Below are 13,783 nucleotides of genomic sequence, written 5' to 3'. Positions count from 1 at the left end.
CAAAGACTCCTTTTGAAGTCATACTACGCAAGGCTCTTAGCGGTAAGGCGTGTGACCCAAGATAACCAAGGCAAGAAGACAGCCGGAGTGGACGGAGTGGTATCAATATCTCCGAAGCAAAGGTTCGCCATCTCAGCCGTGATGGGATGCAGCCGTTGACCTATCCAATTATTGGGAACAAACAATGAATATTATCAATATTAAACATTTGTCAGTCGTCCTCGGCCTGGCGGTCGGCGCGATCGCCGTGCAAGTGGTCGCCCCCGCTTGGGCGCAATATTATCCTTACTATAGCTTTTTCAATCCCATGTCCTCCTACTACGAATCGGAGGAAGACCTGGGGTTGGTGGAGACGATCGCCCAACAGGAGCAGTTGAGAACTTTTGCCAAAGCCCTGCGGGAAGCGGGTTTGAGTCGAGAACTCGCCGGTCAAACTTACACCATTTTAGCCCCCACGGACGACGCCTTCGCCAACCTGCCCCCGGCAATCCGGGACGACCTCCTGCAGCCGAAAAACCGCCAAATCTTGCAAGAAATATTAAATTATCACCTCGTCGCCGGCCGCATCACCCGCGAACAGGTGGAAAGTGGTGAGATCCTCACCCGGCAAGGCAACACCGTCCGCATCGGCGGCGACCCCGAAGCGGCCCAACTGATGCTCAACGACGCCAACGCCGATCGCCTGCCCATTCCCGGCCCCAACGACAGCGTGATCGTCACCATCGATCGCGTCTTGTTGCCACCGGGACTCGTACCCCTGGGCGCGACGACCTCCGATTCCGGAACCGCCGGCGGGGGGTCGAGTTCGGGGACGACCGACAACTCCTCCGTCACGGCCGTAGCCGAACCCCCGGCAGTGTCCCCAACTCAGTTTATCTGCGATCGCGGCACGGACAACCTATTCACCACCTACGCCGTCACCCCCCGAGGTCGGGTGCCGGTGGTGAAGTGGTACTCCGACTATTTCAGCGATTCCGGCTACACCCCCGAACAGCGCTGTCGAGCCGTGTCGGCCCGATTTCAAAACTTTTACCGCCTCGGTTGGCTCAACTACATCACCCACGGCATCGTCAACCGCCAGAACGTGATCTGCGTGGCGAACGATAGGGGGATGCCCTGCGGGGGCGATCGCGTCCTGTTCACCCTCAAACCGGGGTCTGACCCGGCCGATACCGTGCAACGGCTGTTCGACGTGCGGACGGGGGCGAGTTCTCCCCTGTTCGAGAGCGAAGACGATACCGGAGTCTACATCGACTTCCGACAATTTTTAGACACCACCCCCGTCGAAACCGGAACCGCCCCGGCTCCGGAACCCGAACAACTGACAACCCCCGCCGACCCCACCCCGGGCGGAGGGATTTGGTAGGGGGAATCGGGAGTACCTGTGGGGGCGATAATCGCCCGATCTTGGCGAAACCCGTCCCGAGTCCTAAGATAAGTGGAAAGATCGATTCAACTATCAACGGGCAGATATCATGTGTGAGGAGTTTCGGGTGATGACCCAATTGTTGGGGGGGAGCCTCTTGACCGTTTTGGCGATCGCGTCCGCCGGCCTGGGTTCCGCCGTCGCTGCCGAGGAGTCGGAGTCCCAGATCACAGCCCATGGGGAAATGGGGGCGATCGTCGCCCAACTCCCCGAAGACCCGCCCCCCGACGACCTCGTAGAAGTCCAAGGACAAGTCACCTCCGTCTCCCAACTCTCCGACGTCCAACCCACCGACTGGGCCTTTCAAGCCCTCCAGTCCCTCGTCGAACGCTACGGCTGCATCGCCGGATATCCCGACGGGACTTATAAAGGCGATCGGGCCATGACCCGCTACGAATTCGCCGCCGGACTCAACGCCTGCCTCCAACGAGTCAACGAACTGATCGCCTCCTCCGTCCTCGATCGAGTCACCCGAGACGACCTCGCCCTCCTCCAAAGCCTCCAAGAACAATTCGCCGCCGAACTCGCCGCCCTCTCGGGCCGGGTCGAAACCCTCGAAGCCCGCACCGCCGAATTGGAAGCCAACCAATTCTCCACCACCACCGTCTTCGGCGGGGAAGCCATCTTCGGCTTCGCCACCGCCGCCGGCGGCGATCCCCCCGGCAGCGGAGACAACCACCAAGCCGTCCTCCACTACCTCCTCCGCCTCGGCACCGTCTCCTCCTTCAGCGGCCTCGATCGCCTCCGCATCGGCTTCGTCGCCGGCAACTTCGACAACCGGGGATTAGCCGGCACCTTTGAAAACCCCGGATTCGGCGACATGGCCCTGCTGTCCTACCAAACCGACACCGACGCCAAACTCTTCCTCGACTATCTTGAATACCGATTTCCCGCCTTCAACAACCGCGTCGTCTTCACCGTCCGCCCCGTCGGCTTCAGCCTCAGCAACGTCCTCACCGCCAACTCCCCCTTCTTCGACAACGGCCGAGGCGCCATTTCCCGCTTCGGCGAAGCCAACCCCATCTTCAAAATCGGAGCCCTGGAAGGTGGCGCCGGCTTCGACTGGCTGGTATTCGACAAACTGCGATTCCAACTCGCCTACGGAACCCGCGGCACCGCCGACGCCACCCAAGGGATCGGCGGCTCAGATCACAGCGCCCTAGGGATGCAACTGCTCCTCAAACCCTCCGCCAACACCCTCGCCGGCCTCACCTACATCAACGCCTACGCCGCCAACGGCCGCCTCGACACCCTCACCGGCAGTTTCAGCGCCGACACCTCCGGATTGCTCGACGAACCCATGCAATTTAATGCATTGGGCGGCTCCTTCCAGTGGCGCATCAACCGCCAAATCACCCTCGCCACCTGGGGAGGGGTGACGCTCGGAGAATCCCTCGGCAGCGATGCCTACGCCAACACCACCACCTATAGTTTTTCCGTCGGGGTTTCCGAACCCTTCGGGCGGCAGGGCGACCTGTTCGCATTCATCTTCGGCCAACCCCCCAAACTGGTGGCCGGTCGCAACCTCCCCCTCGGAGAAGACGAAGAAACCTCCCTGCACTTCGAGACGTTCTACCGCTTCCGCGTCAGCGATTACCTTTGGGTGACACCGGGTGTCTTCGTCGTCACCAACCCCGAACACAATGCCAATAATGACACAATTGTTATTGGCGTGATCCGCAGTACATTTCTCTTTTAGCGACTCTTCCCCATGTCCGAACTCAGGCTCCGGCTGTTCCTCGAAAACCAACCCGACCGGCTGATTTCCGTCGATCGCGACGAATTCATCATCGGCCGATCGCCTGAGTGTGACCTGCAACTGCCCTTTATCGAAGTCTCCCGCCACCACACCCGCATCTACAAAACCGCTGACGGACAATGGTGGATCGAAGATCTGGGCAGCAAAAACGGCACCAGCTTGAACGATCACCCCGTAACCGGCACCGAACCCCTGCAAGTGGGCGACGGGGTGAAAGTGGACCAGATCCGCCTCGACGTCCTCCCCCCCGACACCCAAACCCACTCCGGACGGGAGATCGGGACAGTGGTCGAAGGGGCCCACCTGATCGGCCGGGTTCAGGATCTCAAGCAGCAGTGGATACAGAGCAACACCCAATTCGACGAGGATATCGGCAATTACCGCCGCGCCGTCGCCCGACTGCAAGATCTCGTCGAAATTGCCAAATGTCTCAACAGCGCCGAGTCCATCGACGCCATTTTCTCCCAAATTCAATCCGTCATCTTTCACGACATCCCCATCATCGAACGACTGGCGTTGCTGATCGATTTGCAGGGGACCGGACATCTCGAACTCGTCAAAGCGGCAGCCAAGAGTCCGGCCGAACAGCGGGCGATGCCGAAGGACGGGAGTTGGATCGGCCGCAGCATCTGCCAGCGGGTGTTTATGGATAAGGTCGCCATCAAAACCGCCGACGCCCAGCAGGACAAGCGGTTTGAGAGCGAACCGAGTATTTTGGTCAAGGACATCCGCTCCTGCATCGCGGTTCCCCTCTGGGACGAAGATCAGGTGGTGGGGGTACTCTACGCCGACGCCCACTTTTCCTTCGACTATTGGACGAGGGGAGGAGACGAAGACCTGAGTTTTTTCTCGGCTTTGGGAAATTTGGTCGCCGCCAGCGTCCAACGCTGGTTGCTGACTCAGAAGTTGCGACGGGAAGAAACCATCCGCCAGCGTCTCGAACGCTACCACACCCCCGCCGTCGTCCAGCAGTTGATCCGGGTCGGGGCTTTGGAAAACGGCCGCCTGCCCTCCACCGAGGCGGAGATCAGTATTTTATTCGCCGATATCGTCGGGTTTACCGCCCTGTCCGAGCGCCTGCCCCCTGCCCGACTCGCCGCCCTGCTGAACGGGTTTTTCGAGGAGATGCTGCACGAGGTTTTCGCCCTCGGTGGTACCCTCGACAAGTTTATCGGGGATTGTATCATGGCGTTTTTCGGCGCCCCGGAACCCCAGCCAGACCACGCCGATCGCGCCGTGGCGGCAGCCCAGGGGATGCTCGATCGCCTGGAACAACTGAACGCGACGGGGGGGTTGCCCGAACCGCTGCAGTTGCGAATTGCCATTAACAGTGGTCGGGCCGTGGTGGGAGACGTGGGCAGTTCCCAGCGGGTGGATTATACCGTGTTGGGGGGGACGATCAACCTCGCCGCCCGCATCGAGCCGATCTGCCCCCCCGGACAGTGTGCGGTGGGTCCGGCGACCTACGCCTTATTGCGATCGCCCGAACAATTTGAAATGCTGGGAGATTACACCTTCAAAGGCATCGATCGCCCGGTGAGAATCTATCAGTTGCGACGGCAATAATATAGCAACAGACTCCAGCGGTTAGGACATTGGGATGGTAGAAAGGGAGTCGGGAGTCGGCAGTCGGTATTAGGGAACTCAAACTGCTTTTATATAAGGGTTTGAAGATTTCTGACCCCATTTCAACTGTGACCACGCCAGCGATCGTTGCTATATATCAGATCCCAATAATTGTTAATTGTTAATTATTAATTCTATTGTCGCTTTGGCGATCGCATCGCCGCCATTTTTATCCAAAGATCGAGACTGACGGGGAGGGTTGAAAGGTTGTCGGAGAAAGTCCCAATCCCCCTCGAAAAAGTCCCCGGATGTAAGAATCTGGTGACGGGCGTAGTTTTGTAACCCCTCCATCAACAGGGGGGCTTCCGCGAACCCTTCCCGCACCAAAGACACCAGGGGGACATCCAGACGCAACGCCTCGGAAAAGGTGCTGAACCCCGGTTTGGAAATTACCCGCCCGCACAGGGGCATCAAATCCACGGGGCGGATGCGGGAATAATCCGTGGAGAATTGCCCGGAACGGATGCGACTTCTGACCGGAATCAAGTTAGGCAAATCCGGAGAATTGTTGTCAAACGTGATAAATATATGATCCGGAAATTGTCGCAAATTTTGATAGGGAATTTTTGCCAAACCCAACCCCCCGAACGTGAGCATGACGGTTTTTTCCGGGGGGGTGTCGATGCCGAAGTCCCCCCGAAGTTGGGAGAGATCGTAGCGCGGATCGCCCCCGGTCAAACCCACATCTCGAATGTTTGGAAATGCGGACATCGGCTCGTGGAAGGGGAGGCGAAACAGGCGATCGCACTGTCCGAAACAGTCGGCGGCCCAGTCGGCGATTTCCCCGAATTCTCCCCCCCAATCCCGATAGATAAAATCCCAGCCAAAATTGCCCATCATGAAACCGGGAATGCCCGCTGCCCGGGCGATGGGGGCGGCCAGGGGCGGGATATCGGCCAGCAGCAAACCGATGCGATTTTGGCGGATAAAACTCACTTCCCCGGCCATAATCGATCGCTCCCGCCGGCGGATGTCCCGCAATTTTTCCAGAGTCGCCCCCTTGTCCATCGTGATGCTGTCCGACTGAATCACCCCCACGTCAAACGCCCGGGGACGGACCACAAACGGCCCGGAAATATACGATTCCAATAACCACCGGGGTGCGGTCGTCACCAGAAACAATAAAATGTCGGGGCAAAGCCGTTGAATTTTGGCTGCGACGGAAGCCGCCCGGACGGCGTGGCCGAATCCGTGATTGGTGATGGCGATATAAATAGCGGGTCTGGACATGGGTTGGTTCCATTTCTCATCAGAGGTCTATTATATTGCCGGTGAATTTCCGGGTTTCAACCGCTCCCGCCCGGGAGAATGTCACAATAGACCTAACAGATCGTATCAATTGGGGTCCCGCACTTCGGCCGTCCGACCGGAGGAAGCACGTTCGTATCAGATTGTCAACTTCTGAATTGCCATGCCCTACCTCCCGAGATCTATCCGACGTCGCCGGTTTCTGTTGTGGCTGGGAACCGGCCTCGCCCTGTGGGTTGGGGCCTGCCGTCCGAATTCTCAAACTCCCCCCGACATCACCATCGGCCTGATCGCCCCCCTGAGCGGAGAATTGGCGGAAACGGTAGGCCAAGCAACCCTGCGGGGGGCACGATTGGCCGTTTCGGAAGTCAACGAGGCGGGGGGGATCGAAGTCGGCGACGCCGGACGAAAGGTGGTTTTGGCGATCGCCGACGATCGCGACAGTCCCGACGAGGCCGTAGCCGCGGCCACCCGCCTGATCAACGAAAAAAATGTCGTCGCCCTGGTGGGACTCCCCCTGAGCCGCATCGCCATCCCCGTGGCCGACCTCGCCGAGCGGGCCAGGATACCGACGGTCAGTTCTTGGTCCACCAATCCCCGCACCACCGCCGGCAAAAAATTCGTGTTTCGGGTCGCCTTCACCGACGATTTTCAAGGCCGGGTGATCGCCCGTTTTTCCCGGGAAACATTGGGGGCAAATACCGCCGCCGTTTTGTACGATATCGCCAGCGATTACAACCGGGGACTGGCCGAAATTTTTCGGCAGGAATTTGAGGCCGTCGGGGGCCGGGTCGTCGCCTTCGAGTCCTACACCACCGACGAGGGGGACTTCGGCGGTCAACTCCGACACATTCGCGACAGCGGAGCCGAGGTTTTATTTCTCCCCAATTACGATAACGAAGTCCCCCGACAGGCGCGACAGGGGCGCGAGCTCGGCGTAGCGGCCCAACTGATGGGGAGCGACACCTGGGGGGGACTCTCTTCCGCCGAACATCCGGAATTGGAGGGGGCTTTTTTCACCGACAACTGGAACGTCGCCCTAGACAATCCGGAAGCCCGATCTTTTGTCGAAACCTATCAAAAAACCTACGGTTCTCCGCCCTCCTCGGCAGCCGCCCTTAGTTACGATGCCACCCGCTTGGTATTGACCGCCATCGCCCGTCTAGGTCGAGCCGATCCGGAATCCATCCGCGACGGTTTGGCTAATATAGAGAAGTATGAGGGTGTGACCGGAACGTTGCAATTTCAGGGGAACGGCGACCCGATCAGAAGTGTCGTCGTGCTACAGTTCCAATCCGGGAAACCTGTCTTGTACGAACAGGTGAATCCGGAATCGCGGTCCGATGACTGAGGGCGAATTCTGATGAAGTTCTGGACGAAAAGCCTGATGTCAAGGCTGGTTGTCTATTTTTTACTCCTGTCCGTCATTACCGTTTTCAGCGTGGGGGCGATCGCATTCGCCCAGGCCAGAGCTTCCATTGAGAGTCTCGTCTTTGAACGGCTGGAAGTGACCGCCACCCTCAAAGAAGAAGCCCTCGAACTCTGGGTCAAAAATCAGCTCGATGCGACCGTCTCCCTCGCCCAACTCCCCGGAATTCTCGCCCAAGCGCAAATTTTGCTGACTACAGACGACTCAGACCCTGCTTTTGTCCGAGCCCGCGAGCGGATGCAGGAGTACATGGCTTCGGCTTTGGCGGGGCGCCCCGATTTGCAGGAGGTGTTCGTCCTGACGCCGGTGGGGGGTAAAATCGTCTTTTCCACCGACCGCGATCGCGAGGGGGAATATCGCGTCAGAGATCGGTATTTTATCAAAGGAAAAAAAGGCACTTACATCCAAAACGTCTACCCCTCTTCCGCCACCGGCCGGCCCGCCATGACCGTCGCCACCCCCCTGGGAGACGGGAAGGGAAACACCGTCGGCGTCCTCGCCGCCCATTTAAACCTGCAAAAAATGGACCAGATCGTGTTCGACGACACGGGGTTGGGGAACAGCGGCGAAACCTACCTGGTGGACAATTTGCGGACCTTCGTTTCCGCCGAACAATTCGGCCGGGACGGCTTCCCCCGGGGGCTGCACAGCCCGGGCATCGACTGGGCGATCGCGGACCGAAAAAATGGCCGGGGGATCTATCGGAACTACGCCGGAATTCCCGTCCTCGGCGTCTACCGCTGGTTGCCGGAGGAAGAACTAGCCCTCCTCGTCGAGATGCATCGCAGCGAAGCCCTGGCCCCGGCCCGGAAGTTAGCCTGGATCATCTTCGCCGTGGGATTCAGTTGCAGCGCCCTCCTCACCTTGGGCGTGTACCTGTTGGCCCGCCAAATTTCCCGGCCGATTTTAGTGGTTGCCCGGGTGGCGACCCAAGTGGCCGACGGCGACCTCACCCCCGTTGCCCCCGTCATGACCCAGGACGAAGTGGGGACCCTGGCGATCGCTTTCAACCGCATGACCGCCCAGTTGCGCCACCTCTACGCCGGGATGCAGGAAAAGGTCGCCCAACTCGAGAGCATCGAAATCGAGCTGCACGAGAGCCTGGAACAGTTGCAGCTCGAAAAACAGACCGTCGAATTCCAAAAAAGCCAACTCGGCATTGCCAACCGGGAAATTACCCTCCTCAACGATCGCCTGCGGACGGAAAATTTCGACCTGGCCCGGGAACTGCAGGTCAGCACCGAACGCCTGCGCCAGTTTTTGGAAGTGATGCCCCTGGCGGTGGTGGTGACCGACGCCGGGGGCACCATTGACTACACCAACCGCGCCGCCCAAATCCTCTTCGGCCCCGGCGCCGTGCCCGAGGCGGGGGACGACGAGACGGCGATTATCTATCCCAGCTACGTCGCCGGGACGGACCGCCCCTACCCCGGCGAAGAGCTGCCCCTGTTTCGGGCCCTGCGGGGAGAAAATGTCGTCCTCGATGATATCGAAGTCCGCCGGCCGGACGGCACCATCCCCCTGGAGGCCCGGGCGACGCCGATTTACAATTCGTCCGGGGACATTTCCTTCGCCATCGCCACCTTCCAAGATATCCGCGATCGCAAGAAAGCCGAGGCGGAACGGCAGAGCTTCATCGAGGAGATGTTTGAAGTCAACTGCGATCTGGAACTGGCCCTCGACGAACAAGAAAAACTCACCGACGCCGCCGGCCGCTTCGTCCCCAATCAGTTTCTGTCGTTCCTCGGCTACGAAAGTATCGTCGAGGTGCAATCCGGGCACGCCGTGCAACAGGAAATGTCGATCCTGTTTTCCGACATCCGCAACTTCACCCACTTCTCCGAAAAGATGAGTTTGGCGGATAATTTCAGATTTATCAACGCCTATCTCTCCCGCATGGAACCCGCCATCACGGCGAATTACGGCTTCATCGACAAGTACATCGGGGACGCGATCATGGCCCTGTTTGGGGGGAAAGCTGACGACGCCGTGCGGGCCGGAATTGCCATGCTCGAAGCCCTCCGGGATTACAATGAAACCCGCCACCGCCCCGGACGCCCCCCCATCGAGATCGGCATCGGCATCAATTCCGGGGAGATGATGTTGGGCATCGTCGGCGGCCAGGATCGCATCGATACCACCGTGATCAGCGACGCCGTGAATTTGGCCTCCCGCCTGGAAGAATTGACCAAAAAATATCGCGTCCCCCTGTTGGTGAGCCAACAGACCTTCCTGCGGCTGCAAAATCCCGAGGAATATTCCTTTCGGATCATTGACAAAGTTGCCATCAAGGGCCGGTCGGAAATGGTGTCTGTCTTTGAAATCTTCGACGCCGACCCGCCGGAGATACGGCGGGCCAAGTTGGCGACCAAAACGCAATTTGAGAGAGCGCTGGCACTCTACAATATGGACGAATTTAAAGCCGCCGCCCGACTGTTGGAAGGGTGCTTATCCGAAAATGAAAATGATGCCGTCGCCCAAATTTACTGGAAACGGGTCGTCGATCGGATGTTGTCCTAGAGACATTTCCCGCCCCGGGGCCAGCCGGGGAGTTGAGAGACCGCCCGTATTGATGGTAGGCTTGAAGTTTGAGTGTACGGTTGCGATCGCGCCGGCGATCGCAATTCCCATCCCTTCCCCCCCCGAAACCCCGGATGTGTCAGCTTTTCCCGGACTCGTTCTCAGAACCCCGGGCCGAACCGGCGGCGACTCGCCCCGAAGGATTGCGAGATATACTGATTTCATGGCAATTCTTGACAGAAAGACACGGCATTGCATCATGGCACAAATCTTTGGAGACTATATCGATGCTCCGAGTACGAGTAATGAATTTTTGGTGATCGGATTTTCTCCCAGTTCGATCCCCCTCAAGCAGCGGTGGAGAAATAATGGTCTGTCGGCTAATTTTATGGCCGATTACGTCACCACATTTTTTCCAAAATCCGAGCAAGACCCGGAGGGATTGAGCCGGCAATCAGAAATCAAAAGTGCCGTCAGTTTTATCGCCAATGAATTATTAGAAAATGCGATGAAATTCAGCGATGATTCTTCATCGTATCCCATCAAAATTCAGCTTTTTTTGAGCAGCGAAAACTTGGTTTTCTTCGTCGCCAACAGCATTTCATCCGGAGCCGTCTCCGGCTTTCAGAATTATATCCGGGAATTGCTCAGTTCCGACCCAGAAGAAATGTACGTTAGGCAGGTCGAAAAAAACCTCGACAACGACCATCAGTCGGGCTTGGGTTATCTAACGATGGTCAACGATTATCTCGCCCAACTGGGTTGGAAGTTCGAGGAAATTCCGCAAGATTCATCGACCCTTATCGTCACGACAATGGTCCAACTGAAAATTTGAGTTGATGGCTTTTAGACAGACACGCTGGCAGGATGCAACGATGGAAATTACAGAATACAAAACCGAAGATTACAGTGTCGAATACGATCGCGAAACGACCACCGTCACCCTGGCGGGTTCCCTCAGACTCAGCGGACTGGAGGACTCCAATCCCGTCGTCAAGTTGCTCAACGACGTGCTGGCTTTGGAACCAAAAACGATCACCCTCAACCTGCGGGAATTGGAGTTTCTCAACAGTTCCGGCATCAATATGCTATCCAAGTTCGTGATCAAAGTCCGTCAAAACAAAACCATCCACCTGATTTTGTTGGCATCTAACCGCATCCCCTGGCAAGGAAAATCCCTCAAAAATCTGCAACGGTTAATGCCGACGTTGGAGTTGGAAGTACAGTGATTGATGACACCGAAACCGTCAGACCGTCAAAATCTGAAATCGACGATTTCAGATTTTGATTGCGAGGGAGTAAATGGGGAGGATGCAGGAAGAAGAACGAAGCCGGATCGATTTGCTCTCAGAAATCGACGAATTGCGCCGAGAAATTAAGGCGCTCAGACGGGAAAAAGCGGATTTGGAAATCCTGCTGGAAACAACGATGGTTCACGCCGATTTGGTGGAAGAACAACTGCACGAGTCGAACCGACACCTGCAGGCAGAAATCGCGGAGCGCTCCCGCACCGAAGTCCGGCTCAAAGCCTCCGAGAAAAACCTCCGCGCCCTGCTCGAAGCCGTCACCCGGACCAATACGGACCTGGAAATCATGTTGGAGACGACCACCACCCACGGCGACTTGATGGAGGAATTTTCTCACAATCTCAGCATCCGCGACGCCCTCACCGGCCTATTCAACCGCCGCTATCTCGAACAATCTTTAGTCCGACATCTGGAACGAGCCAAACAACAACGTCAACCGCTGAGTCTGATCCTCGGCGATATCGACCACTTCAAACGATTCAACGATCGCTGGGGACACCAGGCCGGGGATTTCGTCCTGCAGGCGGTGAGCCGCTTCATACAAAATCACATCCGCCTGTCGGACATCGCCTGCCGCTACGGGGGGGAAGAATTGCTCGTCATTTTGCCCTCGACTTCCACCCAGGAAGCCTACCACCTGGCCGAACGGCTCAGACATGGCATCAAAGAAATGTGTCACGAATATTCTTACACCTTCATCGAAGGGGTGACGCTCTCCATCGGCGTGGCGAGTTTTCCCGTACACGGCGACTCGGACGAAACCCTGATTCGGGCGGCCGATCGCGCTTTATATACCGCCAAAAACCGGGGCCGCGATCGCGTCGCCGTCGCCGACCGCAACACCCGCGAAACTTCCGGAAACAGACCGTAATATACCGCTACTACGCGCGGGCGGGGCCGGCTCGTTGCTATCAAATCGAGTCGGCAACGGTGCATTCCCACCCATCTATAGCAATGGGCGAAGAGTGTGTTTACAAATTGCTGCGGGTGTGACGGGCTTTTTGCAGCAAATCCTGCGCTTGGGCGTTCACCGTCGTCCCCGGTTTGACCGACTCCAACGTATAAATAATTTCCGCCAGATGTCCGTTCAAAGTTGACAAACTGGGATTTTCGGAATTGACCAGTTGCCGCCACTCGGCGATCAATTTTTGCGATCGCTCGATCGCCTTCACCGAGGCCTCCTCGTCTTCGAGCCGCCGTTGAATTGCCCCCCGGTTGGACTGGTATTCGGCCAATTTTTTCTGCGCGTCCAGATAGCTGGGATTGTCCCGGGGCACCTGTTCCAACCGGGCGATCGCCTCGTCCCAATGTTGCAAAACCTGCCGCCAATGGGAGGCGGTGTGGGGGGGATTTTGGGCATCGTTGGCCGCTTGGCTGGCGAAAATTTGCGCCGCTTCGATCAACGTGTCGCCCTGCAACCGTCCGGCCACAAACCCCACCTCCTGCCGAAAATCCCGCTCGGCAGCCTCCAAGGCTTGTCCGGCCGTCTTTCCGGCCAGGGTTTCTCGGGGGATGCCGCGGAGTTCGTCGATCGCCGCCTGCCACGCCTGGATGGCCGCTTCTTCCCCCGTGACATCCGCCGCGCCGTCGAACTGTTCCCGGGCGAGTTTCAAGGCTTCTTCGGCTGCCGCCAGGGCCGTCTGGGCGTTCTGTTCCTGGAAAATCTGCGCCTCCATGCGGCCGATTTTCTTGCGGGCACTCTCGTACTCATCCAACGTAAACTTCCAGGTACATCCCATCCAGGAACAGTACGCTTTTGGATAATATCCCAAAAACCAGACGGGCAACTTGTCGAGGTGTTGTTGGGCCCGTCGGGACTTCTCGGCGCCGAGATCCAAATCTTCCGCCGCCGTGGCTTGATTCACCAACTGATCCGCCTGCTCCACCAAAGCGATCGCCCGCCGGTAGTTATAATCCATACTCATGTAACTCGGCAGCAGCAGCAGGGGGGCCGTCTTCGCCACCGGCATCCGGATCATCGGGTAGGGCAGATTCGCCACCCACACGAATCCCGCCAATCCCGCCAGCACCGCGCCCCCCCAGGTGACTTTCGACATCAGACCCGCCGGGCGGTTGGCCCGGGCTGCGCGGTCGAGGACTTTCGGGTTAAAATTGGGGAACTGATCGTCGAGCAGGCCGGCGATTTCGGCGCGGGTGAGGCGTTCTCCGGGCTGCGATCGCATCTTTTCCAACCGTCGCATCCCGATCTGCCGGCTCACGTCCCCCGCCGGATCGTTTTGCCCCAGGCGTTTCACCTCGGCCGCGAGAATTTCAAACGCGCGATCGGAAAGTCGTCCCATTGACCTGCCTCCAAACCTGAAATGCTCCTGCTTCCTCCAACATAGCCCAGGTCGAAGCGGGGGTGAGTCGGAAAAAGCGAGGAATTGATAATTATCAATTGTCAATTATCAATTGTCAATTATTCCCCAAGGTAGATGTGGGAGTGGGAAGGGCGGTTCATCCTTAAG

At 58.0% G+C, this 13,783-nt stretch carries 10 protein-coding genes and 1 pseudogene; 9 read left to right on the top strand and 2 right to left on the bottom strand.

Annotated features, from left to right (window positions below):
* From AC0QHF_RS01275 to AC0QHF_RS01260, 4 genes and pseudogenes are all read left to right on the top strand, one after another.
* Window positions 1-132, top strand: a pseudogene (locus AC0QHF_RS01275) (reverse transcriptase N-terminal domain-containing protein); the annotation flags it as partial.
* 52 nt (window positions 133-184) lie between these two features.
* Complete coding sequence (locus AC0QHF_RS01270; RefSeq protein WP_324702371.1) at window positions 185-1,366, top strand: COP23 domain-containing protein; 1,182 nt, start codon at window positions 185-187, stop codon at window positions 1,364-1,366.
* Window positions 1,367-1,610: 244 nt separating this feature from the next.
* The gene (locus AC0QHF_RS01265; RefSeq protein WP_324702373.1) at window positions 1,611-3,125 is read left to right on the top strand and encodes an iron uptake porin; all 1,515 of its coding nucleotides are present in this window, start codon (window positions 1,611-1,613) and stop codon (window positions 3,123-3,125) included.
* 12 nt (window positions 3,126-3,137) lie between these two features.
* A complete protein-coding gene (locus AC0QHF_RS01260; RefSeq protein WP_324702370.1) occupies window positions 3,138-4,751 on the top strand; it encodes an adenylate/guanylate cyclase domain-containing protein in 1,614 nt (537 codons plus the stop codon).
* Between the two features lie 174 nt (window positions 4,752-4,925).
* On the opposite strand, the gene AC0QHF_RS01255 is transcribed toward AC0QHF_RS01260, so the two are convergent.
* Complete coding sequence (locus tag AC0QHF_RS01255) at window positions 4,926-6,041, bottom strand: glycosyl transferase (RefSeq protein ID WP_324702369.1); 1,116 nt, start codon at window positions 6,039-6,041, stop codon at window positions 4,926-4,928.
* Window positions 6,042-6,222: 181 nt separating this feature from the next.
* Between AC0QHF_RS01255 and AC0QHF_RS01250 the strand changes: the two genes are divergently transcribed.
* From AC0QHF_RS01250 to AC0QHF_RS01230, 5 genes are all read left to right on the top strand, one after another.
* Entirely contained in the window at window positions 6,223-7,410 is a 1,188-nt protein-coding gene (locus tag AC0QHF_RS01250) for an ABC transporter substrate-binding protein (protein ID WP_324702368.1), read from the top strand.
* Between the two features lie 36 nt (window positions 7,411-7,446).
* A complete protein-coding gene (locus AC0QHF_RS01245; protein ID WP_324702367.1) occupies window positions 7,447-10,008 on the top strand; it encodes an adenylate/guanylate cyclase domain-containing protein in 2,562 nt (853 codons plus the stop codon).
* A 259-nt stretch (window positions 10,009-10,267) separates the two neighbouring features.
* The gene (locus AC0QHF_RS01240; protein ID WP_324702366.1) at window positions 10,268-10,843 is read left to right on the top strand and encodes a slr1658 family protein; all 576 of its coding nucleotides are present in this window, start codon (window positions 10,268-10,270) and stop codon (window positions 10,841-10,843) included.
* A gap of 40 nt (window positions 10,844-10,883) precedes the next feature.
* Window positions 10,884-11,237: a slr1659 superfamily regulator gene (locus AC0QHF_RS01235; RefSeq protein WP_324702372.1), complete on the top strand. Its 354-nt coding sequence runs from the start codon at window positions 10,884-10,886 to the stop codon at window positions 11,235-11,237.
* An 82-nt stretch (window positions 11,238-11,319) separates the two neighbouring features.
* Window positions 11,320-12,186, top strand: a complete 867-nt coding sequence (locus tag AC0QHF_RS01230; RefSeq protein WP_324702365.1) for a GGDEF domain-containing protein — start codon at window positions 11,320-11,322, stop codon at window positions 12,184-12,186.
* Between the two features lie 100 nt (window positions 12,187-12,286).
* Here the strand turns inward: AC0QHF_RS01230 and AC0QHF_RS01225 are convergent, their stop codons facing one another.
* A complete protein-coding gene (locus AC0QHF_RS01225; RefSeq protein ID WP_324702364.1) occupies window positions 12,287-13,615 on the bottom strand; it encodes a hypothetical protein in 1,329 nt (442 codons plus the stop codon).
* Window positions 13,616-13,783: the final 168 nt, after the last annotated feature.

The sequence above is a fragment of the Lyngbya sp. CCY1209 genome (assembly GCF_055795065.1).
The sequence above is the reverse complement of the archived record's forward strand: the minus strand, read 5'-3'. Positions and strand labels throughout refer to the sequence as shown.

Coding starts and splice junctions, on each gene's coding strand:
- AC0QHF_RS01250 (WP_324702368.1), top strand. CDS start 6,223: ATGCCCTACCTCCCGAGATCTATCCGACGTCGCCGGTTTCTGTTGTGG.
- AC0QHF_RS01225 (WP_324702364.1), bottom strand. CDS start 13,615: ATGGGACGACTTTCCGATCGCGCGTTTGAAATTCTCGCGGCCGAGGTG.
- AC0QHF_RS01245 (WP_324702367.1), top strand. CDS start 7,447: ATGTCAAGGCTGGTTGTCTATTTTTTACTCCTGTCCGTCATTACCGTT.
- AC0QHF_RS01235 (WP_324702372.1), top strand. CDS start 10,884: ATGGAAATTACAGAATACAAAACCGAAGATTACAGTGTCGAATACGAT.
- AC0QHF_RS01230 (WP_324702365.1), top strand. CDS start 11,320: ATGCAGGAAGAAGAACGAAGCCGGATCGATTTGCTCTCAGAAATCGAC.
- AC0QHF_RS01265 (WP_324702373.1), top strand. CDS start 1,611: ATGGGGGCGATCGTCGCCCAACTCCCCGAAGACCCGCCCCCCGACGAC.
- AC0QHF_RS01260 (WP_324702370.1), top strand. CDS start 3,138: ATGTCCGAACTCAGGCTCCGGCTGTTCCTCGAAAACCAACCCGACCGG.
- AC0QHF_RS01270 (WP_324702371.1), top strand. CDS start 185: ATGAATATTATCAATATTAAACATTTGTCAGTCGTCCTCGGCCTGGCG.
- AC0QHF_RS01240 (WP_324702366.1), top strand. CDS start 10,268: ATGGCACAAATCTTTGGAGACTATATCGATGCTCCGAGTACGAGTAAT.
- AC0QHF_RS01255 (WP_324702369.1), bottom strand. CDS start 6,041: ATGTCCAGACCCGCTATTTATATCGCCATCACCAATCACGGATTCGGC.